This window comes from Alloyangia mangrovi (genome assembly GCF_002300555.2).
GTDB lineage: Bacteria > Pseudomonadota > Alphaproteobacteria > Rhodobacterales > Rhodobacteraceae > Salipiger > Salipiger mangrovi.
Window position 1 is genome coordinate 97353 of the sequence record NZ_NTHN02000004.1, and the last position, 23803, is coordinate 121155.

At 66.2% G+C, this 23803-nt stretch carries 21 protein-coding genes and 3 pseudogenes; 16 read left to right on the plus strand and 8 right to left on the minus strand.

Going from position 1 to position 23803, the window contains the following annotated elements:
* Positions 1-168 precede the first annotated feature (168 nt).
* The 8 genes and pseudogenes from CLG85_RS03615 (at position 169) to CLG85_RS03650 (ending at position 10783) form a co-directional block, all read left to right on the plus strand.
* On the plus strand, positions 169-1722 hold the full coding sequence (locus CLG85_RS03615) for an ABC transporter substrate-binding protein (protein WP_095883268.1): 1554 nt from the start codon (positions 169-171) through the stop codon (positions 1720-1722).
* Entirely contained in the window at positions 1722-2681 is a 960-nt protein-coding gene (locus CLG85_RS03620) for an ABC transporter permease (protein WP_095883269.1), read from the plus strand. The genes CLG85_RS03615 and CLG85_RS03620 overlap by 1 nt, the downstream gene beginning before the upstream one ends.
* 1 nt (position 2682) lies before the next feature.
* The gene (locus CLG85_RS03625) at positions 2683-3507 is read left to right on the plus strand and encodes an ABC transporter permease (RefSeq protein ID WP_092424470.1); all 825 of its coding nucleotides are present in this window, start codon (positions 2683-2685) and stop codon (positions 3505-3507) included.
* The gene (locus CLG85_RS03630; protein WP_095883270.1) at positions 3504-5105 is read left to right on the plus strand and encodes an ABC transporter ATP-binding protein; all 1602 of its coding nucleotides are present in this window, start codon (positions 3504-3506) and stop codon (positions 5103-5105) included. Before CLG85_RS03625 ends, CLG85_RS03630 begins: the two co-directional genes overlap by 4 nt.
* A gap of 42 nt (positions 5106-5147) precedes the next feature.
* The gene (locus tag CLG85_RS03635) at positions 5148-7142 is read left to right on the plus strand and encodes a CocE/NonD family hydrolase (RefSeq protein WP_095883271.1); all 1995 of its coding nucleotides are present in this window, start codon (positions 5148-5150) and stop codon (positions 7140-7142) included.
* A 219-nt stretch (positions 7143-7361) separates the two neighbouring features.
* Positions 7362-7562 (plus strand): annotated as a pseudogene (locus CLG85_RS03640) (hypothetical protein); the annotation flags it as partial.
* Between the two features lie 19 nt (positions 7563-7581).
* Positions 7582-7758: pseudogene (locus tag CLG85_RS27650) on the plus strand (hypothetical protein); the annotation flags it as partial.
* A 28-nt stretch (positions 7759-7786) separates the two neighbouring features.
* Complete coding sequence (locus CLG85_RS03650) at positions 7787-10783, plus strand: calcium-binding protein (RefSeq protein ID WP_260348442.1); 2997 nt, start codon at positions 7787-7789, stop codon at positions 10781-10783.
* Between the two features lie 42 nt (positions 10784-10825).
* Here the strand turns inward: CLG85_RS03650 and CLG85_RS03655 are convergent, their stop codons facing one another.
* The 4 genes and pseudogenes from CLG85_RS03655 to motA form a co-directional block, all read right to left on the minus strand.
* A complete protein-coding gene (locus tag CLG85_RS03655) occupies positions 10826-12010 on the minus strand; it encodes a carbohydrate porin (protein ID WP_176476617.1) in 1185 nt (394 codons plus the stop codon).
* 292 nt (positions 12011-12302) lie between these two features.
* Positions 12303-12737 carry a flagellar export protein FliJ gene (locus CLG85_RS03660; protein ID WP_224848906.1) on the minus strand — a complete coding sequence of 145 codons (435 nt, stop codon included), beginning with the start codon at positions 12735-12737 and terminating at the stop codon, positions 12303-12305.
* Complete coding sequence (locus tag CLG85_RS03665) at positions 12692-12997, minus strand: hypothetical protein (RefSeq protein WP_260348443.1); 306 nt, start codon at positions 12995-12997, stop codon at positions 12692-12694. The genes CLG85_RS03660 and CLG85_RS03665 overlap by 46 nt, the downstream gene beginning before the upstream one ends.
* Positions 12994-13861, minus strand: a pseudogene (gene motA / locus CLG85_RS03670) (flagellar motor stator protein MotA). The gene CLG85_RS03665 and the pseudogene motA overlap by 4 nt, the downstream one beginning before the upstream one ends.
* Before the next feature lie 250 nt (positions 13862-14111).
* Here motA and CLG85_RS03675 point away from each other — a divergent pair.
* Positions 14112-15053, plus strand: a complete 942-nt coding sequence (locus tag CLG85_RS03675) for a hypothetical protein (protein WP_260348445.1) — start codon at positions 14112-14114, stop codon at positions 15051-15053.
* Here the strand turns inward: CLG85_RS03675 and CLG85_RS03680 are convergent.
* The gene (locus tag CLG85_RS03680; RefSeq protein WP_260348447.1) at positions 15050-15715 is read right to left on the minus strand and encodes a response regulator transcription factor; all 666 of its coding nucleotides are present in this window, start codon (positions 15713-15715) and stop codon (positions 15050-15052) included. The two genes, CLG85_RS03675 and CLG85_RS03680, sit on opposite strands and share 4 nt — an antisense overlap.
* A 138-nt stretch (positions 15716-15853) precedes the next feature.
* Between CLG85_RS03680 and CLG85_RS03685 the strand changes: the two genes are divergently transcribed.
* The 7 genes from CLG85_RS03685 (at position 15854) to CLG85_RS03715 (ending at position 21647) form a co-directional block, all read left to right on the plus strand.
* A complete protein-coding gene (locus tag CLG85_RS03685) occupies positions 15854-16123 on the plus strand; it encodes a MucR family transcriptional regulator (RefSeq protein WP_260348449.1) in 270 nt (89 codons plus the stop codon).
* Between the two features lie 171 nt (positions 16124-16294).
* Positions 16295-16711, plus strand: coding sequence for a Ros/MucR family transcriptional regulator (locus tag CLG85_RS03690; RefSeq protein WP_260348471.1), 417 nt, complete (start codon positions 16295-16297; stop codon positions 16709-16711).
* 9 nt (positions 16712-16720) lie between these two features.
* Positions 16721-17728: a flagellar motor protein MotB gene (locus tag CLG85_RS03695; protein WP_095881794.1), complete on the plus strand. Its 1008-nt coding sequence runs from the start codon at positions 16721-16723 to the stop codon at positions 17726-17728.
* A 327-nt stretch (positions 17729-18055) separates the two neighbouring features.
* Positions 18056-18835, plus strand: a complete 780-nt coding sequence (locus CLG85_RS03700) for a hypothetical protein (RefSeq protein ID WP_224848913.1) — start codon at positions 18056-18058, stop codon at positions 18833-18835.
* 76 nt (positions 18836-18911) lie between these two features.
* A complete protein-coding gene (locus CLG85_RS03705) occupies positions 18912-19661 on the plus strand; it encodes a sigma-70 family RNA polymerase sigma factor (protein ID WP_095881796.1) in 750 nt (249 codons plus the stop codon).
* A 165-nt stretch (positions 19662-19826) separates the two neighbouring features.
* Positions 19827-20957: a flagellar hook-length control protein FliK gene (gene fliK, locus CLG85_RS03710; RefSeq protein ID WP_260348451.1), complete on the plus strand. Its 1131-nt coding sequence runs from the start codon at positions 19827-19829 to the stop codon at positions 20955-20957.
* A gap of 15 nt (positions 20958-20972) precedes the next feature.
* The gene (locus CLG85_RS03715) at positions 20973-21647 is read left to right on the plus strand and encodes a flagellar hook assembly protein FlgD (RefSeq protein ID WP_095881798.1); all 675 of its coding nucleotides are present in this window, start codon (positions 20973-20975) and stop codon (positions 21645-21647) included.
* A gap of 5 nt (positions 21648-21652) precedes the next feature.
* On the opposite strand, the gene CLG85_RS03720 is transcribed toward CLG85_RS03715, so the two are convergent.
* From CLG85_RS03720 to flgA, 3 genes are all read right to left on the minus strand, one after another.
* On the minus strand, positions 21653-22297 hold the full coding sequence (locus CLG85_RS03720; RefSeq protein WP_095881799.1) for a hypothetical protein: 645 nt from the start codon (positions 22295-22297) through the stop codon (positions 21653-21655).
* 84 nt (positions 22298-22381) lie between these two features.
* On the minus strand, positions 22382-23146 hold the full coding sequence (gene flgH / locus CLG85_RS03725; RefSeq protein ID WP_095881800.1) for a flagellar basal body L-ring protein FlgH: 765 nt from the start codon (positions 23144-23146) through the stop codon (positions 22382-22384).
* A complete protein-coding gene (gene flgA, locus CLG85_RS03730) occupies positions 23143-23802 on the minus strand; it encodes a flagellar basal body P-ring formation chaperone FlgA (protein WP_095881801.1) in 660 nt (219 codons plus the stop codon). Before flgA ends, flgH begins: the two co-directional genes overlap by 4 nt.
* Position 23803: the final 1 nt, after the last annotated feature.

Below are 23803 nucleotides of genomic sequence, written 5' to 3' on the forward strand. Positions count from 1 at the left end.
CGCCGACCGCCGGGCAAGAGCTTGATTTCACATGCTGAAAGAGGGCGATTGAAATGCCCTCAGAGGGGTATGACAAAAAATCATTTGTACCTCTAAGCGTTCCCCGAAATGTTCAGCGCAAAGCTGGCCAAGAGCCGCGTATAAGCAAGAATTCACAGGAGAGACGACATGACGAAACTTCATGACATGTCCGGCATCAGCCGTCGCGGCCTGCTCGCGGGCGCTGCCGGCATGGGCCTTGTGGGGCTCAGCGGCCTGCCGCTGCGCGCGCAGGAGGCCCCGCGCAAGGGCGGCACGCTGAAGCTCGGGATCAGCGGCGGCTCGACCACCGATGACTTCGACATCCGCAAGCTGGCCGACTGGGTGCCGGTGAACCAGGCCTACATGGTCATGAACGGCCTCGTCGAGATCGACTCCGACAACATCGCCCAGCCCGAACTCTTCTCGGCCTGGGACGCGGAAGAGGGTGCCGCCGCCTGGGTGTTCGATATCCGTCAGGGCGTGACCTTCCACAACGGCAAGAGCCTCACCGCCGATGACGTGATCTACTCGCTCAACCTGCACCGCGGCGAAAGCTCCTCGGCCGCGCGTTCGATCCTCGCGCCGATCACCGGGATCGAGAAGCTCTCGGACCTGCAGATCCGCATCACGCTGGAAAGCGGCAACGCCGACCTGCCCTACCTGCTGTCGGACTATCACCTGCTGGTGGTGCCCGAGGGCTTCGACGACTGGTCGAACCCTGTCGGCACCGGCCCCTTCATCCCCGAACGTGTCGAGCCCGGTGTGCGTGGCCGCTTTGTCCGCAACGAGAGCTACTGGAAGCCCGGCTGCGCCAATGTGGACGCCGTCGAGGTGGTGGTGATCAACGACGTCACCGCCCGCACCAACGCGCTGATGTCGGGGCAGGTGCATGCGATCAACGCGGTGGACTTCAAGACCGTCACCCTGCTCGGCCGCAACCCCAAGCTCGAGATCGTGCGCTCGGCCGGGGGCCAGCACTTCACCTTCCTGATGGATTGCACCAAGGCGCCCTTCACCGATGTGAACGCAAGACTGGCCATCAAGTACGCCGTGGACCGCGAGCAGCTGCTGAAGACCGCGCTCAACGGCTTTGGCCAGCTGGGCAACGACCACCCGATCCCGCAGACCGACCGCTTCTACAACTCCGAGCTGGCGCAGCGCGCCTATGACCCCGAGAAGGCGACGTTCCACGCCAAGAAGGCCGGTTTCGATCCGCTTGCCGTCACCCTCTCGGCCTCGGATGCAGCCTTCTCCGGCGCCGTCGACGCGGCAGCCGTCTTCCGCACCGCGGCCAGCGGGGCAGGGGTCGACGTGACCATCAAGCGCGAACCGGCGGACGGCTACTGGAGTGACGTCTGGATGCAGGTGCCCTTCTGCATGTCCTACTGGGGTGGCCGTCCGACTGCCGACCAGATGCTGTCGATCGCCTACGAGTCCACCTCCTCCTACAACGACACGCGCTGGAGCAACGAGCGCTTCGACGCGCTGCTCAAGGAAGCCCGCGCGCTGCTCGACGAGGAGAAGCGCCGCGAGATCTACTGGGAGTGCCAGGCGCTGATCCACGAGGACGGCGGCGCGATGATCCCGATGTTCGGCGATTATCTCGACGCGGTGTCGAAGGACGTGAAGGGCGTGAAACCCCATGCGATGTTCAACCTGATGGGTGCACGCATGGCCGAGAAGGTCTGGCTGGACGCCTGATGGTCTCGCTGATTGCAAAACGTGCCGGCCTCGGGCTTCTGACGCTCTGGCTTGTCTCTGTCCTGGTGTTCGCCGGGACAGAGATCCTGCCGGGGGACGTGGCCGGCGCCATCCTCGGGCAAAGCGCCACGCCCGAGTCCCTCGCCGCGCTGCGCAGCGAGCTGGGCCTCGATGTGCCCGCGCTGCAGCGCTACTTCGACTGGCTGGGCGGGATCCTGACCGGTGACATGGGGCGCTCCATGGCCTCGGGTCAGCCGGTTTCGGACCTGCTCTGGCCGCGATTCCGGAACACCATGGCACTGGCGGCCTACGCCGGGGTCATCGCGGTGCCGCTGGCCGTGGGCCTCGGCATCCTCGCCGCCGCCAAGCGCGGCACGATCTTCGACCGTGCCGCAAATATCGCCGCGCTCGCCTTCGTGTCGCTGCCCGAGTACTTCCTCGGCCTGCTGCTGGTGCTCTGGCTGTCGGTGAAGACCGGCTGGCTGCCGAGCCTCGCCGACACCTACGAGGGCATGGGGCTGACCGCCTGGTTTACCGCAACCACCTTGCCGATGCTGGTGCTGGTCATGGTCACCATGGCGCAGATCCTGCGCATGACCCGGACCACCGTGCTGGGTGTGATGGACCAGCCCTATATCGAGACCGCTTTCCTCAAGGGGCTGAAGAACGGCCGCGTGGTCATGCGCCACGCCGCGCCCAATGCCGCCGCGCCCATCGTCAACGTCGTCTCGTTCAACATCGCTTATCTCATCACCGGCGTCGTGCTGGTCGAGGCGGTGTTCAACTACAACGGACTGGGCCGCTTCATGGTGGATGCCGTGTCGAAGCGGGATCTGCCGATGGTGCAGGCCGCCGCGATGATCTTCGGGGCCGCTTACGTGATCCTCAACATGATCGCCGACATCGCCGCCATCGCGCTCAACCCCCGCCTGCGCCATCCGCGCGGAAAGGAGGCGTAACATGTCCCGCCTCTCCAACATCCCGCTGACCGGCTGGATCGGCATGGCGCTGATCGCCGCAAATGCGATCCTGTTCCTCTTCGGCCCGATGCTCGCGCCTTTCGGGCAGGAGGAGATCGTCGGCATGCCCTTCGACATGCCCCAGCCGGGCCACCCGCTGGGCTTCGACCAGAACGGTCGCGACATGCTCTCGCGCCTGCTCTACGGCGCGCAGATGTCGATCGGCATCTCTCTCGCCGCCGTGTGCCTCTCGTTCGCCGTCGGCGTGCCGCTCGGCATCCTCGCGGCGATCCGGGGTGGCTGGCTGGACCTTGTGCTGTCGCGCGTCGTCGACACGGTCATGTCGATCCCGGTGCTGATCTCGGCGCTGGTGGTGCTGCAGGCGCTCGGCTCGTCGCTGCCGGTGCTGATCGTCACCATCGCGCTGCTCGACAGCACCCGCGTCTTCCGCCTCGCCCGGCTGGTGGCGCAGGGGATCAACGTGATGGAATACGCCGAGGTCGCCCGCCTGCGCGGTGAAGGCCTTGGCTGGATGATCCGCCGCGAGATCCTGCCCAATGCCCTGCCGCCGCTGGTGGCAGAGTTCGGCATGCGCTTCTGCTTCACCTTCCTCTTTGTCGCGGGGCTTTCCTACCTCGGGCTCGGGGTGCAGCCGCCGTTTGCCGACTGGGGAGGGATGGTACGCGACAACCAGCAGGGCATCCTCTACGGGCTCTACGCGCCGCTCTTCCCCGCCGCCGCCATCGCGCTGGTGACCATCGGGGTGAACCTCACCGTCGACTGGCTGCTGGCCGGACACACCACCGTGCAGGGAGACAATCGATGAGCGATATCCTTCGTATCCGCGATCTGCGCGTCGCCACCGCCGAGGGGGTCGAGCTGCTGCATGGCGTCTCGCTCGACCTCGAGAAGGGCGAGATCCTCGGCCTGATCGGCGAGAGCGGCGCGGGCAAGTCGACCATCGGCTTGGCATCCATGGGCTACGGGCGCGGCGGATGCCGGATCACCGGCGGCACCATCGAACTGGCGGGCAAGGACCTTGCGTCGGCCAGCCGTCCCGAGCGCGAGGCCGTCCGGGGCGCCCGCATCGCCTATGTCGCGCAGAGCGCGGCGGCGGCCTTCAACCCGGCGCACCGGCTCGAGCGGCAGATCATCGAGGGTCCGCTTCGGCATGGCCTGATGACCGCGCCCGAAGCCCGCGCCTGGATGATCGAGCTTTTCACCGCGCTCGGCTTGCCCGAGCCCGAGACCTTCGGTCGCCGTTACCCGCATCAGGTCTCCGGGGGGCAGCTGCAGCGGGCGATGGTCGCCATGGCCATGTCCTGCAAGCCCGACATCCTCGTGCTCGACGAGCCGACGACGGCGCTCGACGTGACCACGCAGATCGAGGTGCTGTTGCTGCTGCGCGAGACGATCCGCAAGTACGGCACCTCGGCGCTCTACATCACCCATGATCTGGCGGTGATCGCGCAGGTCGCCGACCGCCTCATGGTGCTGCGCCACGGTGCCGAGGTTGAGACCGGGACTACCGAACAGATCCTGAGCGCGCCGCGCGAGGAGTACACGCAGCGGCTGGTCTCGGAGAGGCAGGCGAGCCTCAACGCCGAGGCGGGCGCCCATCACCGCACCGGCGAGGAGATCCTGCGGGTGGATCATGTCTCTGCCGCCTACGGCAGGACGCCGGTCCTGCACGACGTCGATCTGTCGGTGAAGCGCGGCGAGACTGTCGCCATCGTCGGCGAGTCCGGCTCTGGCAAGTCGACGCTGGCGCGGCTGGTTTCGGGGCTGCTGGCCCCCTCGGCGGGGCAGGTGCGCTTCGACGGCGAGGCGCTGCCCGAGAGCTACCGCAAGCGCTCTCCGGATCTCTTGCGTCGCATCCAGCTGATCTACCAGTTGCCCGACGTGGCGCTGAACCCGCGGCAGACCGTGGGCGAGACCATCGGCCGCCCGCTGGAAACCTTCCGCGGTCTCAAGGGTCGGGCGCAGCGGAACGAGGTGGCGCGGCTGCTCGAGATGATCGGCCTGCCGGTCGAGATGGCGGCCCGCCTGCCCGGTGCGCTCTCGGGCGGGCAGAAGCAGCGCGTCTGCATCGCCCGCGCGCTGGCCGCCGAGCCCGACCTGATGATCTGCGACGAGGTGACCTCGGCGCTCGACCCGCTGGTCGCCGAGGACATCCTGCGCCTGTTGCGCAAGCTGCAGGACGAGCTTGGCATGACCTACCTTTTCATCACCCACGACCTGTCGGTGGTGCGCCGGCTCGCCGATCGCACGGTGGTGATGCAGAAGGGCCGGATCGTCGAGGAGGCGGACACCGCCACGCTCTTCGAGGCGCCGCGCGATCCCTACACCCGCAGGCTGCTGGACTCGGTGCCGCAGCTGGATCGTGGGTGGCTCGACAAGGTGCTGGCCGCCCGCGCGTCCTGACCCGAACACACATCTGAATACACACGATAAACGGAAGTCATCATGGCCACCGAATTCATCGAACACGTCTGGATCCCAATGCCCGACGGTACGCGGCTCAGCGCCCGGCTGTTCCTGCCCGAGGGCGCCCGCAGCCACGGCGTCCCGGCGGTTCTGGAATACATCCCCTACCGCAAGCGCGACGGCACCCGCGGCCGCGACGAGCCGATGCATGGCTACTTTGCCGAGCAGGGCTATGCCGCCGTGCGCGTCGACATCCGCGGGACCGGCGAGTCCGAGGGCCACATGGCGGACGAATACCTCAAGCTCGAGCAGGACGACGCCTGCGAGGTCATCGCCTGGATCGCCGCGCAGGACTGGTGCGACGGCAACGTCGGGATGATGGGCAAGAGCTGGTCCGGCTTCAACTCGCTACAGGTCGCGGCGCGGCGTCCCCCGGCGCTGAAGGCGATCATCACCTGCTATTCCACCGACGACCGATTCAAGGACGACATTCACTTCATGAATGGCTGCCTCTTGAACGACAACCTCTGGTGGGGCTCGATCATGATGGGCTACCAGGCGCGTCCGCTCGACCCCGAGGTGGTTGGCGAGAGTTGGCGCGAGGACTGGCAGAACCGCCTGGAAACGCTGCCCTTCTTCCCGGCGATCTGGGCCGAGCACCAGAGCTATGACGAGTACTGGAAACACGGCTCGGTGCAGGAGGACTATTCGGCAATCCAGTGCCCGGTGATGGTCGTCGGCGCCTGGGCCGACAGCTACACCAACTCCGTGCCGCGCCTGCTGGAGAACCTGCAGGTTCCGACGCGCGGCATTATTGGCCCCTGGGGCCATGTCTACCCGCAGGACGGTGTGCCCGGTCCGGCGATCGGCTTCCTACAAGAGGCGACGCGCTGGTGGGACCAATGGCTCAAGGGCCGCGACACCGGCGTGCTGGAAGAGCCGAAGCTCCGCGCCTACATCAACGATCCGATTGCCCCCGAGACCTCGCGCCCCGATCAGCCGGGCCGCTGGGTCGGCTCCGACTGGCCGCTGGCCGAGCCGATGCGCCGGGTGTACCTGACGCCCGGCGGCGCGCTCACCGATGCGCCGGAAGAGGGCGCGCTGCTGCCGATCCGTTCGCCGCAGAGCCACGGCATCACCGCAGGCGAATGGATGGGAGTCGGCTGCCCGGGCGAGATGCCCGCCGACCAGCGCATCGAGGACGGTGGCGCGCTGGTCTTCGAGACTGGGGTGTTGAAGGACGACCTGGAAATCCTCGGCGTGCCCGAATTGGACCTGCACCTCGCCTCCGACAAGCCGGTGGCGCAGGTGGTGGTGCGGCTTGGCGACGTCGCGCCCGATGGCCGCGTGACCCGCGTCAGCTACCAGGTGCTGAACCTCACGCATCGGAATGGCCACGAGACGCCCGAGGCGCTGGTGCCGGGCCAGTTCGAGACGGTGACGGTTAAGCTCTCGGCCTGCGGTCACCGCTTCGCCGCGGGCCATAAACTGCGCATCTCGGTGGGCACCGCCTACTGGCCGATCATCTGGCCCGCGCCCGAGGCCGCGACGCTGACCATCGACACCGCGCGCAGCCTGCTGCACCTGCCGCAGCGCGCGGGTGGCGATACGCACCCCGGCTTCGAGCCCCCGGCGCACGGTCCGGCCTGCCCGATGACGATGATCCGGCCCGCCAAGCTCGAGCGCCATGTCACCACCGACTTCCTCACCGGCGAGGTCACCTATGTGACCAATGGCGAGGGCGGGCTCTTCGGCGAGGGCGTGCTGCGTTTCGACGAGATCGGCACGGTGCTCTCGCACAGCCTGCGCCGCGAACTGACCATTCATCCCGACGACCCGACCTCGGCGCGCTACAAGCTGCACCAGGTCTACGAGATGGGCCGCGAGGGATGGGAGACCGCCTCGGTGCTCGACAGCGAGATGACCTGCGATGCGCAGAGCTTCTTCCTGAAGGCCCGGATGACGGTCACGTTCAATGGCGAGCAGGTCTTCGCGAAGGACTGGTCCGAGACCATCCCGCGCCATCTGATCTGAACGCCGAAGCTCTCTGGTGGAAACGGGCGCGCCTCTGGCAGGGCCCGTTTCTTGCTGCGGTGCCGAGTGTGGCGCGCGCACATTATTCAGCCCGTGGAAACATGATGTTTCCGAAACTTGCTGAATTGAGACGAAAATATGTCCTAGACTGCGGGGAGTTATTTTGGCCCGGCGCCTGTGCCCGGGCCGCGCCCTGTCATTCTGGTTCCGGTTGTCTTCATGCCCACGCTTTACCTTTTCTCCCTTCTGCTTGGTGGCATCCTGTGGAGCGTGGCGGGGGGTACATCCCCGTCGGACGACGAGCATGTGCCGGAGGACAGGTCCTCCGACGATGCCGAGGATACTGCCGATCTGAACGGCACCAGCCTGATTGGCACCACCGGGCATGACGCGCTCTCCGGGGGCTCGGGCGGCGATACGCTGGATGGCGGCGCGGGGAATGACACGCTGCGAGGCGGCGAGGGGGGGCGACCTCCTGATCGGCGGCGAGGGCAACGACCAGCTCGTGGGCACGCAGGGCTCGGACACTGCGCAGGGCGGGGCCGGGAACGACATCCTGCTTTTTGTCGACGGGGCGCTTGGCGCGCCGGACGTGCTGGAGGGCGGCGCGGGGATTGACGTGCTCTGGGGGGGACGATGGCGACATGATGACCGGCGGCGCAAATGCCGACATCTTCGTCGTCCCGGTGGGACAGGCGGGCGCCGCGCCGGTCACCATCACCGATCTCGATTTCAGCCGCTTCACCGAGCAGGACGTGCCCGACCGGGTGGTCTTCGTGAGCCCCGAGGGAGAAATATTCCCCCGCGCCGCCTTCTTCGACGGCACGCTCGCGGCGGGTATCGGCGACATGCCGGACGGAAGCGGCGCCGGGGTTTTCATGAACGGGGAGGTGGTGGCCGTGATCCAGGGCTACACAGCCGAGGAACTCTTCTACGAGACCATCTGGATCGGCAACTTCTCTCCCGCGCTCACCGGCTTCTACGACGGCGAGGACATGCTCGCCGGAAGCGAGGGGCGCGACGAGCTCTTCGGCGGCAACGGGGCGGACACGCTGGAGGGTCATGGCGGCGGTGACTATCTCGACGGCCAGTCGGGCGACGATTTCATCAGCGGTGTCGATGCCGAGGGGGCCGAGGCGGTGGGTGACACGCTGGTCGGCAACGCCGGCGACGACCTGCTGCGCGGCGACGCGGGCGATCACCTCGCGGGCGGGGTGGGCAATGACGCCTATGAGCTTGTCGTGCCGCAGGGCGACGAGGCCTTCACTCCGCTGACGCTGCACACCTACGATCTGTCCGGCAACGAAGGTGCCCCCGAGCTGATCACGCTGGTTCTGCCCGACGGCACGCCGCTTTCGGCAGGGCAGGCCTATAGCGGGCTCACGGTGGCCGAGGCCGAGGACGGCAGCGGCACGGCGCTGGTCTACGAGGGCCGGGTGCTGGCGGTGATCGACGGGGTCGACGCGACGGCGCTTGGCGATCCGCGCGGCTGGCTGGGCAACCTTGCCGCCGTGACCCCGCTCGCCGCCGCCCCGCCCGTCTTCGACGGCAGCCATGTCTCGGTGACCGCGGCGACCGGCACCGGGCAGGTGCTCGAGAGAGCCTATTTCGGCGGCAACCTCGTCTTCAGCGTCAACACCGAGGATGGCCTGCCCCTGGACAACTTCGGCGGGGCGGCGGATGCGCTGGACATCACCCATCTGCGCTTTCCGGCCGGGCAGGGCGACAGCGGCGATCTCGAGGAGGATGGCGACGGCTTCCTCAACGTGCTTGAGATGGATCGCGTCGACGGCGAATGGCAGCTGCGGCAGGAGGTCACCGACATGCTCGACTGGGCGCGCGAGAACGGCGCGCAGGTGACGCTGGTGCTGCCGACGAAGAATTACAGCGTGAGTGAATACGAGGCGCTGGACGATGACATCGCGCGTTTCGCCGAGACGGTGATGCGCGACTATTCCGATGTGGTCGAGGCCTTCGAGATCGGCAACGAATACTGGAGCATGGGTGAGACCGCCTATGGCGCCAAGGCCGATGTCGCCGCCGTGGCGCTGGCGCGGGGCATGGAAGATGCGAGCTTCGCGGACGAGGATCAGGCGGCGATCCTCGTGCAGATGGCCTCGCCCTTCGCGGGCTCGGAATACCATGTCTCGGTCGATGACCGGCCCTACCTGCAGCGCGTGCAGGACGCCAACCAAACGATCATCGACCAGCTTGGCAGCGAGGCGCGCGAGGCGCTCGACGGGGTGGTCGAGCACTATTACTACGACAAGCGCGTCACCGAGTTCGAGGGCACCAGCGGCGAGATGAACTTCATCAACCGCGACTTTGCCGTCTGGGAGGAAGAGTTCGACAAGGAGCTCGACCTCTACATCACCGAATGGAACGTGCGGACCTCTGATACCACCGAGACCGGGCTGCGCTCTGCTTCGGTGATGGTCGAGATGACCTCCAACATGAACGAGCTTGGGGTCGACGCGGCGCATGTCTGGCCGGTGCAGCACAACACGCCCACCGACCTTGCCGGCAAGCAGCACGAGGACGTCCTTACCGATGCCGAGGGGCGCGTGCTCAACACGATCAACGGCGCGACTTTCGATTTGATGAGCTCCAGTCTGCCGGGGCTGGAGCTGCTCGATACCGATCTTTCCGTCGAGGACGGCAGCTTCACCTTCCACGCCTGGCAGTCCGAGGAGAGCACCGTGGTCTACGTCGCCTCGCGCGCGACCGAGACCATCGAGCTGGAGTTCGACCTCGGGGCGCTGGTGCCCGGATACACATCGGCCTCGGCGGTGAAGATCGGGGCGGATGCCTCGGCCAACTCCAGCGATGGGGTGCACTACGTCCCGGGCGAGGGCTTCCAGGAGGCCGACAGCCTGCTCGTCGACGGCCAGCGCTACTACATCAACGAGAACGACGTGCGGGCCGAGTTGACGGATATCGCGATCACCGGGACCACGGTGCCGATCACCCTCGACCCCTTCGAGGTCATCGAGATCACCTTCGACACCTCGGGCGTCGACGTGACCGGACCGGACGGCGGCGGTGCAACGGGCGAGCGGATCACGGGCAGTACGTCAGCCGACACGCTGGAGGGCGGTGACGGCGACGACACGCTCGAGGGGCTGTCGGGTGATGACCGGCTGGTCGGCGGCAAGGGGGATGACAGTGCCAACGGTGGCGATGGCGATGACCGTCTGCTCGGCTGGGGCGGGAGTGATTACCTCAAGGGTGGGGACGGCAACGATCTCATTTCCGGCAATCAGGGCAGCGACACGCTGGTCGGCAGCGAGGGTGACGACACGCTCACCGGCAACGAGGAGGACGACGAGCTCAACGGCATGGTCGGTAACGACAGGCTTTCGGGCGGGCCGGGGGCGGACACGCTTACCGGCTGGGCCGGGCGGGACGTCTTCGTGCTGGAAGAGGGCGATCTCACGGGGGAGGACGTGATCACCGATTTCACCCCCGGAAAGGACGTGATCGAGGTAGATCTGCCGGGGATCGACGATCTGTCGGACCTCACCTTCAGCACGGAGGACGACGGCATCATCGTCCGCTTCGGCACGCAGGGGAGCCTGCTGCTGCAGGGCGATCTGCGCATCTCCGACGTGAACGCGGCGCGCAACTTCAGCTTCGTCTGAGGTGTGGAAAAAGCCTGTCCCCGCGGGGACAGGCCCTGAGGGTCAGAAGGTCGCGCGGATGCGGAAGCCGACCTGAGTGTAGTCGTCGTAGCTCTCGAAGCTCGGCTTAACCCACATGACATTGCCGCCGAGGCGCCAGTTCTCGGTGAGTGCCGCCTCGTAGAAGGCCTCGACCGCCGACTCGTCCTGCAGTTTCACCCCGTAGGCCCCGAGCGCCTCGCCCAGCTTGTCGGACCAGTTGTACTTGCTCCAGGCGAGGCCCCAGCGATCGCTTTGGCGCCCGTAGAGCGGCGAGTTGCCACCGATGCCGAGCAGGAACATCTCGTCGAGCGGGTTGGGGTTGCCGTCGCCGTAGCCGATCTGGCCGAAGACGCCCCAGCCGACCATCGGGTTCTGCGGATCGCTCCAGAGGTATTGCTGGAAGCTGACCCCGGTGTAGTTCACCCCGTCCTTGGTGCTCATGAACGCGTCGTCGCTCGGGTCGAGCAGCAGTGACTCGTAGTCGGTACCCTTCTTGGTCGAATGGGCGATGTTGAAGCTGTAGAAGCCGGGCATGCCGTTGATCTGGGTCGTGTAGGTGGCGGTGCCGTTGTAGACCACGCCTTCGTCGAAGAGGTCGTCCCAGAAGTCCTCGCCCTGCGCATTGTTGGCGTCGTAGATCATCAGCGTGTAGATCATTGGCGCATAGCTCACCGTCAGCATGCCGCCGAAGATATAGGGCGGCAGCACGAAGTTGCCGGGTGCGCCGATCCCCAGGTATTGGAAGCCGCCCTGGCCCTGACCGCCGACCAGCGGCGTTGCCTCGGCGAGATCAATCACGTTGAACTTGCCGAAGCTCACGCTGGTGGTGTTGTTGAACTGCTGCGTGAGGCTCAACGACAGAGTGGTGTCATTGTCCGAGGTGACCGAGGGCAGGGTCGCGAAGGTGTTGGTCGGCCAGACCAGCCCGCCCTCGCCGAGGCCGACGTAGCCATCGCCGTCGTTGTATTCGAAATGACCAGTGATCGAGCCTCCGGACCAGATTTCCGCGTAGTTCAGCTTGATGTCGACCCGCCAGTTGTAGAGCGCGTCGTCATCGGTGTCCCCGCTGGTCGGGACATCCGCGAAGGTGGTCAGCCCGAAACTGAGCTGCGGCCCGCTGTCCTGCGCATTGGCGGCAAGGGGCAGGCTGGCAGAGGTCAGCAGGGCGGCAAGCAGCGTCGGACGGAAGAAAAGGCGGACCGGCATGGCAAAATCCTCGTATCGGAGGTGGCTGTTCCTTGGGAAATCACGGTCCCGGGTAAAGCGCCACGCCGCGATCCCTTGTGGATCCCTTGCGCGGCCCCGGAACGGCACACACTCAAACGCAGTCTCGAAAATGCTGATTTCACGGCGAGAAACGATGCCGGGAAACCCTGCAGAAAGCCTTCCACAGCTACGCGACAAAAGCAATTCTCGATCTACCGTTGCGCGAACAGGACCAGCGAGTGTGGCGCGCCTGCCCGGCATGCGCGCAAACGCGGCGGGCATGGGCGGTGCTTCAGGTGGTGCGGTTCCAGCGCAGCAGCGACAGTTCGTCCTGCGCTTCGGCCTCGCGTTTGGCGCTTGCTTCGCGCTCTTCGGCGAGGCGTTTGAGGCGGAGGATCTCGTAGGTCTTCTGCTCGGCCAGCGCGGCGCGGAGCTTTTCCTCGGATCGGGCAAGCTCGGGCGCCAGCTTGGCGGCGTCATTGGAGATGCGGTCGACCTCGGCGCGGATCGAACGGATGAAGCGGCCAAGGTAGGGGGCGCCCTCGAGCCCGTCGATCCGCGACTCGCCGGAGAGCCGCTCCAGCAGCGCCGACTTGTCGCCTTCGAGCTTGTCCATCCGGGCGCGGATCGCGCCGGTCTCGGCCGCCTGCCTCTCGGTCTCGAGCGACTTGAGGCGTTCCATCACCTGCAGCGCGCGCAGGCGGCGGCGGGTGGCTTCAGTGGCCATTGGCCGGGGGGGCTGGGCTTGTCGGGCTCCGCGGGCGCATGCGCCGAGGGCATGGGCCGCTCGCCGCCGAGGGCCACGCGCATCCGGGCGAGAATGGTCGCGGGAAAGCCGTTCCCCGAGGGCGGCATTTCGTGGAACTTGCCCGGGCGGGCGGCAGAGATATAGCCGAGCGTCGCCAGATCCTCCTTCGGCGTGGGCACGCTCTCTGCCGAGGCCATGCCGGCGAAGAGCAGGAGGGGGATCGTGCGCAAAAGGCTCATGCCGCGGGCAATTCCTTCTGCGCGGCCTCGACCTCGTAGAAGTCGGGCTGCATCCGCGTGGGGATATTGCCGCGGCCGATCTCGACGCAGATGCTCGGCGGGTGGTCGGACACCATGGCGACGAAGATGTCGCGGATGATGTGGTAGAAGGCGGCGTCCTCTTCTTCGATCTGGCTCAGACGCCCGGAGATTGGCTGCACCATGCAATAGGCGAGGAATACGCCGAGGAAGGTGCCGACCAGCGCGCCGCCGATCATCCCACCGAGGATCTCGGGGGGGCTGGTCGATCGAGGACATGGTCTTGATCACCCCCAGCACCGCCGCGACGATACCGATGGCGGGCAGCCCGTCGGCCATGGTCTGGATCGCATGGGCCGATGCCATGGCCTCGTGGTGGTGCTTCTTGATCTTGCGGTTGATCACGTCCTCGGTCTGGTACTTGTCGTCGAACTGCATCGACAGCATGCGGAAGCTGTCGCGGATCAGGTCGATGGCGAAGTGGTCGGCCGCAATGCGCGGGTAACGCGCGAAGATGTCGCTTTCCTTGGGCGACTCGATGTGGCTGTCGAGCGCGAGGATGCCGCGGGACTTGTAGATCCGCGACAGCTCGAACATCAGGTTGAGCAGGTCGGCATAGTCCTTGGATTTCCAGCGCGGCCCCCGGATCACCTTGAGCACGCCCTTGCCGGCGCTCTTGATGACCGTGAAGCTGTTGGCGATGACGAAGGCCCCGATCGAGGCGCCACCGATCATCATGCCTTCGAAGGGCAGGGCGTGCAGCACGATGTCCATCTTGCCGCCGGAGAGGATGAAGCCTCCGAAGACCAGGCCGAAGACAAGGGCGAGACCGAGGATCATCGTCATGGGGAAATCTCTGCTTGGCTCTTGTTGCCGGGATGCGCCGGCGGTCATGGTGAGCATATGTAAATTTGACTTTCTTTCAAGTATAAACAAGAATAGATTCCAAAGTTGAAGAACTGTTCGGGGCTGCTGATCATGAACGCCGAAAAACTCGCATATTTTTTTCGAGGCCGGTGAGCTTCTGACGGTCTTCGCCGAGTGGCCGGATGAGACCGGGCTCGCGCTCTGCCTCGACGACGAGGGCACCTGCGAGATGGTGCTGCATCACGTCGACGAGGGTCGGGCGGTGCTGCGCAAGGTCGCGGCTGTGCTGGACTGCAGCAAGGGCGGGTTCGCCGTGGTGCCGCCGGTCGAGGGCTACCCGACCCGGCGGGTGCTCTTCTCGGACGAGCAGAAGCTTCTGAAGCTGGTGGCTGGCGAGGATGACCTTCCGGAGATGGCCGAGGACTACCTGATCAATTACCGCTTCGAGCAGGAGCGCAAGGCTCGCCCCGCGCCGACCCCCGCGCCGGCTGTCGACGCCGTGGCCAAGACGGTCAGCGCGGCGCTGCGTGCGCCCGAGCCTTTCCGCTGGCGTCCCCGGCTGCACCTTGCCGAACTGGCGCCGAAGCCCGCGCCGCGCCGCAAGTCCAAGCGCGAGATGCCCGAGGGCTACCTGCCCGCAGAGGCGGTATCGGACAGCGAGTGTCAGTTCGTGGAGGCAGAGGTCAGCCTTGGCCACCGCGGCGTGCGCGTGACTCTGAGCCCCGAGTTGGTCACCATCCAGACCCGCGCGGTGCTGGTCGAGGAGGTCGGCTTTCGGGACGATTTCTCGCGCTTCGTGCTGCCGCGCAAGGCGGTGCAGGGCTGGGTAGCCGGAGCGCCTCTGGTCATCGATATCCCTGAGCGGCGCTTTCCCGCCGCGCTGCGCCAACGGTTCGCCGCATCGCCTCGCGTGGCCGAGGTGACGGTGACCGAACATGGCGTCTTTGTTGCCCCTGGTTCGGTGACGCAGCCCGCCGCTCCGGCGGCCCCGGCGGAGGCACTGCCCGAGGCGGCGACCAAGCGGCGCCGCGTCCGCCGGGCGTTCTCGCCGCTGCGCGTGGCGCTGGCGGTGCTCACCGGCGCGGGGCTGATGACCGGAACGATGATGCGCGCGGTGGAACTGCCCGCGAGCTTCGAGACCACCGTGCTCGAGATGGCCTTCGACAACTAGAGCGGGGCGTCGCCTTCGAGCACATAGCCCTGAGCCCGGATCGTGCGGACCTGCAGGGCAGGGCCATAGGCCTCCTCCAGTTTCTTCCGGATCCTTCCGATATGCACGTCGAAACGCCGGTCACCGTAGCTCCATTCGGCGCCGGCGACCTCTGCGGCGAGCGCGGGGCGGCTGACGATCTGGCCGCGCCGCGCGTTCAGGCAGCCAAGGATGCGCTCTTCCAGCGGTGTCAGCCCGAGTTGCACCAATCGCGCCGCGCGTTGCCCGGCAAGCGAGGCGCCCTGCAGGCGTACGGAAAGTCGGGCCCGCAACTCCGAGGGATCATGGTCGGCCCGCAGCGCGTCATCGGCGCCGGCGGCGAAGATCTCGGCAGCGCCGCGCGGGCGGTTGCCGTGGTCGACGGCGAGGATCACCGCATCGGGGACAAGCCTCCTTGCCTCGGCGATCAGGCCGAGCATGTCGTCATCCCGGGCCAGATGAGCGGTCAGCCCCACGAGCATCGCGGTCAGCGGCGCGCCCGGGGTCATCAGGTCCCGGGCCTCGGCTGGCCGGGCACGGCGCAGCACACGGCGCAGCCCGCTGCGCTCCAGCAGCTGCGACCAGGCCGCGCGTTGCGCCGTATCGCGCTCTACAACCACGGCAAATGAGGCGCGATTTGTCATATCTCTCTGATCGGCCAAGGTTTCGTCAGGTTTTTTTTCAACGACTTGACGTAAATTGGCAATGTTCAACATGGATTAACCTTTGAATCCTATTTGCCCTACCAGGAGAGAGTAAGAACACTAAGAAGAGACAAGGGAATGGGTAAAGAGTTGCGAGAGTTTCTTTTGCGGATTCTGGGGTGGAGCCGGGCAAGTGCGACGTCACGGCCGAAGGACTCGTACTCGATGCTGACATGCCGGGAAACCGGTATGCAAAAGCCCCTGTTGCGCAGGCATCTGCGCGAGGTTCTGAGGATGACGCCCGAGGAATACCGCAGGAAGTGGCGTCTGCCGAAAGATGCGCCGCTGGTTTCGCAATCCTACCTCGACCGGCGGGAAGCCGCTCGAAACATGGAGTGGGAAGGTTAAATTGCCCAAGCGGCAAGAATCTATGTAGAGTAAAAGTGCAATCCCCGTCGACGGGCGCGCTTGTTCAAGGACAAGCAAGAACGGACAGAAGTGCGTTTGGTCCCGGCGATGCGAAAGCAGAACGACGATCGGCAGGATGAGATTATGAGTGGACATGACGAATCGCAGGATATGGTGGCCCGGATCGTGGCGGCCTACGCGTCCAGACCGGACGTGACCCCGGATGAGATCGTGAATCTTTACAGACGCTTGACCGGGGAAGTTCAGGATATGCCTGCCTCGGCAGCGATGGCCGAGCCGGCGGGCACCGCCGGGCAGGGCGCCGGGGGGCTGCGGCCCGCGCTGCCGGTGACCCAGGCGGTGACCGAGGAAAAGGTCTACTGCCTGTGCTGCGGCCGCGGTTTCAAGATGCTCAAGCGTCACCTCGGCGCCGAGCACGGGATGACCGAGGCGCAGTACCGCGCGGCCTTCAGCCTGCCCGAGGACTTCCCGCTGGTGGCCCCGAGCTACTCGCGCAAGAAAGCGGCCCATGCCAAGGAAGCGGGCCTCGGAAAATACGACCGCACGGTGATGGCGGGACAAGAGTAAAGGCAGAGCATGGCGGGCAGGAACGAGCAGGCGGTCATCATCAAGAAGATCGAGGAGACCGGCGGTCACGGGCATCACGGCGGAGCTTGGAAAGTCGCCTATGCCGACTTCATGACCGCGATGATGGCCTTCTTCCTGCTGCTCTGGATCCTTGCCGCTTCTGACGAGGAGAAGCTGCGCGGTCTCGCCGACTATTTCACCCCCTCGCTCTCCGAGTCCGGCGGCCGCGGGGATGGCCTGCTCGACGGCATGGTGCTCGGCCAGGATGGCGTGATGAGCGGCACCGACGGCCCGCAAAGCCCTGTGCAGCTGCCAAGCTTCGGCCAGGAGAACCCGCTCGCCGTCTTCGACAGCCGTCTGCGCGATCCGGACTCGCGGGTCGTGGTCGAGTTCGACACGCGTCCCGACGGCACGCAGGACAGCCAGACCATCAACACGGGCGAGAACGGCGTTGCCGACGGCATCGCCGCGGCGCAGGCCGCCGCCGAGTCCGAGGCCGAGGCGGAACAGCTCGAGCGCGCCGAGCAGGAGTGGCAGGAGACGCAGACCCGGCTCGAGGAGTCGATCACCGACCGCGTTACCGAGGATCCCAAGCTCGAGGCGATGATCGACAACCTGCTGTTCGAACGCACCGCCGACGGGCTCGAGATCCAGATCGTCGATAAGAACAGCGCCTCGATGTTCGCGACCGGCAGTGCCCGGATCGAGGAGCGGACCCGCGATCTGCTCCGCATCGTCGCCGAGGCCGTCGTCGATCTGCCGAACGAGATCTCGATTTCCGGTCACACGGATTCGGTGCCCTACGCCCGGGCCGGGACCTATTCCAACTGGGAGCTTTCGGCCGACCGCGCCAATGCCACCCGGCGCGTGCTGGTCGACACCGGGGTCAACCCGGCGAGGATCACGCGGATTTCTGGCCTTGCGGACACCGTTCCGCTGGACCCGGAGCACCCGACAGCCCCCGAAAACCGCCGCATCAGCGTCACATTGCAATATCCCCAGGACGCGCAGCCCTGAACGACGTAACGGCGTTCGGGGATCTGACCGGATAATTCACCACATGTAGTGTCCTGTTTGCAGCACCCTCCTGCATATCCACACCTAATTTAAGTTGTGTAAAGAAAAGTCAGAGGGTGGGGATTGGGGTCTTGTGCTCCTCTCCGGGCTGCTCAAGTCCTAAAAATCTGAGCAAACACAAGGCTTTCGAAGGACGACTCGCCTCTCTGTATATAGAGTTCAGGAAGTTCAACCCCCCTATATCTAGCAGGCTGATTAACATTTGGTGGGTTTGCGGGTATCCGCTCAAAACTTACTGTGGTCCTTGGGGAAAGACTCACTTGGGGCATGGGTAAACAGATGCGTGGCGGGGATGTACTTAGGTTGATCTGGCGGGACGGCGTGGCGCTCCCCGACATGGGGTTCGGCTTGCGGTTTCGTGCGGCGCTGACCTCGATCCTGCCGGTCCAGGTGACGATCCTGAGGGCCAAGGGAGACTGCGCGCGTCCGCTGGTCATGGCTGACGAGCTGGAGCTTGCGCCTGCCTTGCCGCTGGGCGACGTGCTGGTCGAAGAGCTGCCGCTCGATCTGCCCTATGGCACGATGGTGGTGATGCTGCCGGAAAACGACGCCTCCTTCTCGCAGCTCCTGGGCGAGACGGTGGGCGAGGCGCTGCTTCTGGCCCAGAGCCTTGGCGGTGTCCCCATGGAGCATGAGACGGACGCGCTCTACATCATGGCCCATGCCGCCATGCGCCGTGCCGCGGCGCTGGGGCTGGAGGGGCATGACGTCGATCCGCAGGGTTTCTGCCGCGGCTTGGGCCGGTGCCTGTCGCGTCACTGGCTGGCCGAGCGCCGCCCGCTGCTGCCCGATCCCATGCTGTTCATGCGCTCCGACTTCCTCTGGCAGCGGCAGCTTGCGGTCTATCTTGCGGATCTCGATCCCGGCTTCTCGTCGCCCGACCCGCTGCTCGTGCCCGAAGACCTGCTGAGCGTCGCGGATGCGCCGCTACGGCTGAGCGAATGGGCCGCCCGGACCGAGATCATGCTCCGCGCCGTCATGGGGGCCCCCGAGCGTGAGGATGTGCCGCTGAAAAGCACCCTGGCCGCACGGTTTAACCTTCAGTAAATCATTATATTCTTCCGAAGGTTGCAGAACTGTGCTTACTTATTCTTGCAGGTAAGAATGAGTTGGGCGTTTCTTCATGATGTCCATGACGTACCAGGCAGCCATGCGCGAGCCGTTTCTTGACGTAGAGCAGGAACGCACCGCCATCTGCAACTGGCAGGACAGCGGGGACCGCAAGGCCCTTGAGTTGCTGCTGCGCTCGCACGCGCGGCAGGCGTGGTCCCAGGCCGCGCGGTTCACCGACAACCCGGTGCACCTCGAAGATCTGGCGGCCGAGGGTATCCTTGGGCTGATCAAGGCCGCCGATTGCTTCGATCGCCAGCAGGAGGTGCGCTTCTCGACCTATGCGGCCTGGTGGGTGATGAACGGAATTTCCAGCGCGCTGGCGCGGATCAAGGCGGTGATCGATATCCCTGCGCGCACCTATCTCGATGCCCAGACGGGCAAGCTCTCGGACGAGGAACGCGCCCGTATCCGCATGGCCACCCATGGGGTCATCGCGCTCGACGGCGGTGACGACGACGAGGAGGGGCGCCCGCGGGACATTCTCGTCTCCGGCGAGCCGGGGCCGGAAGAGCTGGTCACGCAGGAGAGCGAGCGCGCCATGCTGACCCGTCTGCTGGCGGAGGCGCTGGAACCGATGACCCCGGAAGAAGCCGCGGTGATCCGGCGCAGGCGCCTGCAGGCTGATCCCGAGCCCTTCGGCAGCATCGCCCGGGACCTCGGGGTGTCGCAGGACCGCCTGCGACAGGTGGAAAAGCGCGCCATGCTTCGCCTGCGGCGCAATCTCATAGACAAGGGCTTCTCGCGAGCAGTGCTGACATGATCAATATTCTCACCGCGTTTGGCGGCGCGGGGGCCACGAATGGCGCCACAGCGGAAAAGCCGGCGGAAGGGGAGACATCCTTCGCCGGCCTTCTCGCTCTTCTGGGGGGGGGGCAATGAGCCCCCTGACGAAGGCGCGGGCGCAGCACCCGGCGAGCTCGGCGAAATGCTCGCCGACGCCGAGGCGGCGCTGGCCGATCCCGACCTGTCCGAGGAGGAGATCGCCGCCATCGTCGGCCCGCTGATTTCGCAGCTCGGCGCCGCGCTTGCCGCCGATCCAGCGCTGCTGGAGCGGGCCGAGGCGCTGATTGCCGATCTCTCCGTCAGCCTCGGAGCCGAGGGGGCGGCGGGCGAAATATCCTGGCGCGACCTTTCCGAAGGACTGGCCGAGCTGCAGGCGCTGCTGGGCGGAGCCGACGAGATCGAGGGCGAGGGTGCCGCGCTGGCGGAGCTGCTCGGACAGGCGATCGACCTCGCCGAAGAGATCGTGCAGCCCTTCGTTCCGGTTGTCTCCGGGATGGGGCAACTTCTGTCGTTTCCCCTACGCGGCGAGGCCGCGGGGGAAGACGTGGAAGGAGCGGGGCAGACCGAGGCGGCCATGGACCTCGCGGCGGACCTACAGGAGATCGCTGAAGAGGGGCCGGAGGCGGCGCGCGCTCTCGTTGCGCAAACCGATGGCAAGGCCCCTGACGGGCAGCGCGCCGCGGCGCTCTCGCTGGCGGCAGACACGCCGGCCGCCCAGGCCGGGACCCTGCCGACTGAGGGCTCCGTCTCCCAATTGCAGGCCATGCCGCTCGCGCCGGTCTCTGCGACGCCGGTTGCCGCCAGTGGCTTTGCCGCCGCGCAGATAGCAGCCGGATCGCCGCAGCTGGCGGTGCAGGGGCAGGACGTTCTCGGCCAGATCCGCGCCAGCGCCGGCGCCGAGGGCGAGATCAACGTCGAGCTCAAGCCCGAGGGGCTGGGCAAGGTCGAGATCTCGCTGACCCCGGACGAGGCGGGCAAGCTGCAGGTCGTCGTACGCGCCGATCAGGCGGCGGTGCTGGCCTCACTGCGCTCCGACCGAGACGGGCTTCTGGCGCTGCTGCGCGACGCCGGGCACGCGGTCGACGATGGGTCGCTCAGCTTCTCCGACATGGGGGCGCAGAACGGCTCGCAGAACGGTGGGCAGGACCAGGATGGCGGTCGCACGGGCGGCTACATGACTTACGGCACCGCCAGCGCCGAGGCATCCAGCCTCGACGGCGCGGCATCGCACTCACGCCTGCTGCCCGAGGGCAGCGTGGACATCAGCATTTGACGGGGACCCATTACCATGGCCATTGATCCGTTCGGCACGACCAGCACCAGCACCACCACAAGCTCGGCGAGCAACTCGATGAGCCAGCTCTCGGAGGACTACGAGAGCTTCATCACGCTGCTCACGGCGCAGATCCAGAACCAGAACCCGCTGGAGCCGATGGACAGCACCACCTTCATCTCGCAGCTCGCGCAGCTGAGCCAGGTGGAGCAGTCGGTTGCGACCAACTCCAACCTCGAGGGCATCTCCGACCAGCTCGCCTCGATGGGAGCGATCACCGGACTGTCGCTGATCGGGCGGTCGGTGGTGACCGCGACGGATGCGGTGGCCTTGGCCGAAGACGGCGGCTCCGCCGAGATGTCCTATGTGCTGGCCGCCGAAGCCGCGACGGCGACGTTGACGGTGACCTCCGAGGACGGAACCGTGCTGCGCAGCTACACCGGGCTCGACACCAGCGCCGGGTCGCGCCACACGGTGGTCTGGGATGGGCTCGACTACGAGGGGCTGCCGCTGCCGGCCGGCAACTACAAGATGACGCTCGAGGCGGTGGATGCGGAGGGCAATGCGATCGCCTCGCAGACCTATGCGCCGCTCAAGGTCGACAGCATGACCTACGAAAACGGCCTCGCCACGCTCCATCTGGAGAACGGCGAAACCGTGCTTGCAGGCCTCATCGAGGAAATTATCTGAGCAGCTCAGCTGCGCGGCACGTCGGCCTTCACCAGCGACAGGAACAGGACTTCGGAGACATCGTCTCCGAAGTCTTTTTTCAGGTCGGCGGACAGCTCGCGCGACAGCACGCCGGTGTCGATGTTCACACCCTTCATGGTGTTGCCATCGGCAGCGCGGTGCATCGAGGTCAGGATGGCGTCGCGCAGGCGCGAGGCGTTCTCGGCGATGTTGAAGTTGACCGCCGTGGGCACGTCGCGCATTGCGACGCCGACTTCCGAGACCACGTAGGTGATGCTGGCGGCGCGGTAGACCGGTACCGAGATCTTGCCGAGCGACACGATGCTGGAATCGTCCAGCCGGTCTTCGGTCAGGACCCCGGAGGTGTCGGCGGGCTTGTGAGAGATCTCGGTCTCGTCGCGGACCGCGTTGCGTGCGTGCTCGAGCGGCAGCGGCTGCGCGATCTCGCTGTCGTCCTCGGGCGTGGCGACGTGCTTCGGCCCGTTCGTCGCCAGATCGTCGAGGATCTGCTTGGCTTCCGCCGGTTCGACGGCTTCCGCCTTGGTTTCGACCGGCGCGGTTACGGCGGGTCCCATCATGTGGCCGGCACCGTAGCCAATCGCTCCGAAGACGAGTGGCAGGGCGGCCAGGGCGATGTATGATTTCTTCATAACGAATCCCGCAGTTTCTCTGTCAGGGTCCGTAATGACCTACGATTTGGGCGAGAGTTTCTTCAAATCAGGGCGTGATTTAGCTCAATAAGGCAAAATCACGTCCATCACGTCTTCGCCGTAGCCGCGCATCTGCTGCCGGCTGACCGATCCGCGACCACCATAGGAAATGCGGGCTTCGGCGATCTTGTCATAGGGAATGGCGTTGCTGCGGTCGATGTCCTGGGGCCGGATGATGCCGGTGACCCGCAGCTCGCGCAGCTCTTCGTTGACCTTGACCTCCTGCCGGCCGGCGACGACGAAGTTGCCATTCGGCAGCTCTTGCACCACCAGCGCCGCCATGCGCAGCGAGATGGTCTCTTCGCGGTCGATCGAGCCGGATCCGGAGGCGCCGGTCTGCGAGGTGATGTCTACGATGTTGTCTCCCGACGGCAGATCCTCGGGGCCGACGCCGGGCAGGATCTTGTCGATCTGGGTGCCATAGCCGAAGAAGCTGGGGAACCCCAGGGTCGAGCTGCCGGTACGGCTGCGATCGGATTCATTGCTCAGCGAAGCAGTGTCGTCGATCTCGACGAGGATGGTCAGGATGTCGCCGATCTGCGTTGCGCGCTGGTCGCCGAAGAAGCCCGACGAGCCGCGCTCCCAAAGCGAGGCGCCCTCGGCGCGATAGGGAACGCGGTCGGGCTTGGGCGGCGGCATGGGAATGTTCACGCTGCGCGCCTCGGCCAGCGTCTCGGGATCGAGGCCGACGCGGCTCACCTCGGGCTCGCGGTCGAAGGCGGGGGTGCTGCATCCCGCCAGCAGGGCAAGGGCAGAGGCGGCCATCAGGCCATGACGGAGCGGGGTCATCGGATCACCTCCACGAGCCCTGCCTCGCGCGCGACGGCGACGAGCGGGGTATTGCTGACGAGATTGACGATGCGGATCTCCTGCCCGCGGTGCGCATCAGTGAGCGCGCGGCCCGGGGCGGTCACCACCAGACGGCCATCGTCGTAGAGAATGTTCACCTTGTCACCGCGGCCGACGACCAGCGGCTGCATCACCGACTGTCTCATCACAGGCCGGCCCTGCGCCAGCATCCGGCGCACCTGCATACCGGCGAGCTTTTCCTCGTCGATCACGGTGAAGGCGCCGACCCGGCTCAGCGGCATCTCGACGGTCTTGATGTCCTGTACGCCGATCACGTCGCCGGGCATCAGCCGGCGGGTGGGGACGGGCAGGCTGCGGGTGGCGATGATGAAGCCCTGCAGCCGGTGGGTCACCCCGTCCTCGGTCACCGCATTGGCAAGGAACTGGCCGCTGTCGCGATCCATCCAGAAGGCCGAGATGGTCTCGGCCTCGTCGATCATCGCGCCCTTGAAGCGCACGCGCAGGTTCGCCTCGGCCGGCAGCGCCTCGGCCCAGCTCATCCGGGCCTGCTCTTCGATGAGCACGTCCGGCGTCTCGGCGCGCGCGGCAAGCGGCGCCAGCATCAACACGGCGAGGAGGGCGGCAAGGCGGCGCATG

What these genes read in the sequence shown, in the direction of transcription:
- CLG85_RS03615 (WP_095883268.1), top strand. Translation starts at nt 169, where the DNA reads ATGACGAAACTTCATGACATGTCCGGCATCAGCCGTCGCGGCCTGCTC.
- CLG85_RS03620 (WP_095883269.1), top strand. Translation starts at nt 1,722, where the DNA reads ATGGTCTCGCTGATTGCAAAACGTGCCGGCCTCGGGCTTCTGACGCTC.
- CLG85_RS03625 (WP_092424470.1), top strand. Translation starts at nt 2,683, where the DNA reads ATGTCCCGCCTCTCCAACATCCCGCTGACCGGCTGGATCGGCATGGCG.
- CLG85_RS03630 (WP_095883270.1), top strand. Translation starts at nt 3,504, where the DNA reads ATGAGCGATATCCTTCGTATCCGCGATCTGCGCGTCGCCACCGCCGAG.
- CLG85_RS03635 (WP_095883271.1), top strand. Translation starts at nt 5,148, where the DNA reads ATGGCCACCGAATTCATCGAACACGTCTGGATCCCAATGCCCGACGGT.
- CLG85_RS03650 (WP_260348442.1), top strand. Translation starts at nt 7,787, where the DNA reads ATGATGACCGGCGGCGCAAATGCCGACATCTTCGTCGTCCCGGTGGGA.
- CLG85_RS03655 (WP_176476617.1), bottom strand. Translation starts at nt 12,010, where the DNA reads ATGCCGGTCCGCCTTTTCTTCCGTCCGACGCTGCTTGCCGCCCTGCTG.
- CLG85_RS03660 (WP_224848906.1), bottom strand. Translation starts at nt 12,737, where the DNA reads ATGGCCACTGAAGCCACCCGCCGCCGCCTGCGCGCGCTGCAGGTGATG.
- CLG85_RS03665 (WP_260348443.1), bottom strand. Translation starts at nt 12,997, where the DNA reads ATGAGCCTTTTGCGCACGATCCCCCTCCTGCTCTTCGCCGGCATGGCC.
- CLG85_RS03675 (WP_260348445.1), top strand. Translation starts at nt 14,112, where the DNA reads ATGGTGCTGCATCACGTCGACGAGGGTCGGGCGGTGCTGCGCAAGGTC.
- CLG85_RS03680 (WP_260348447.1), bottom strand. Translation starts at nt 15,715, where the DNA reads ATGACAAATCGCGCCTCATTTGCCGTGGTTGTAGAGCGCGATACGGCG.
- CLG85_RS03685 (WP_260348449.1), top strand. Translation starts at nt 15,854, where the DNA reads ATGGGTAAAGAGTTGCGAGAGTTTCTTTTGCGGATTCTGGGGTGGAGC.
- CLG85_RS03690 (WP_260348471.1), top strand. Translation starts at nt 16,295, where the DNA reads ATGGTGGCCCGGATCGTGGCGGCCTACGCGTCCAGACCGGACGTGACC.
- CLG85_RS03695 (WP_095881794.1), top strand. Translation starts at nt 16,721, where the DNA reads ATGGCGGGCAGGAACGAGCAGGCGGTCATCATCAAGAAGATCGAGGAG.
- CLG85_RS03700 (WP_224848913.1), top strand. Translation starts at nt 18,056, where the DNA reads ATGGGTAAACAGATGCGTGGCGGGGATGTACTTAGGTTGATCTGGCGG.
- CLG85_RS03705 (WP_095881796.1), top strand. Translation starts at nt 18,912, where the DNA reads ATGATGTCCATGACGTACCAGGCAGCCATGCGCGAGCCGTTTCTTGAC.
- fliK (WP_260348451.1), top strand. Translation starts at nt 19,827, where the DNA reads ATGCTCGCCGACGCCGAGGCGGCGCTGGCCGATCCCGACCTGTCCGAG.
- CLG85_RS03715 (WP_095881798.1), top strand. Translation starts at nt 20,973, where the DNA reads ATGGCCATTGATCCGTTCGGCACGACCAGCACCAGCACCACCACAAGC.
- CLG85_RS03720 (WP_095881799.1), bottom strand. Translation starts at nt 22,297, where the DNA reads ATGAAGAAATCATACATCGCCCTGGCCGCCCTGCCACTCGTCTTCGGA.
- flgH (WP_095881800.1), bottom strand. Translation starts at nt 23,146, where the DNA reads ATGACCCCGCTCCGTCATGGCCTGATGGCCGCCTCTGCCCTTGCCCTG.
- flgA (WP_095881801.1), bottom strand. Translation starts at nt 23,802, where the DNA reads ATGCGCCGCCTTGCCGCCCTCCTCGCCGTGTTGATGCTGGCGCCGCTT.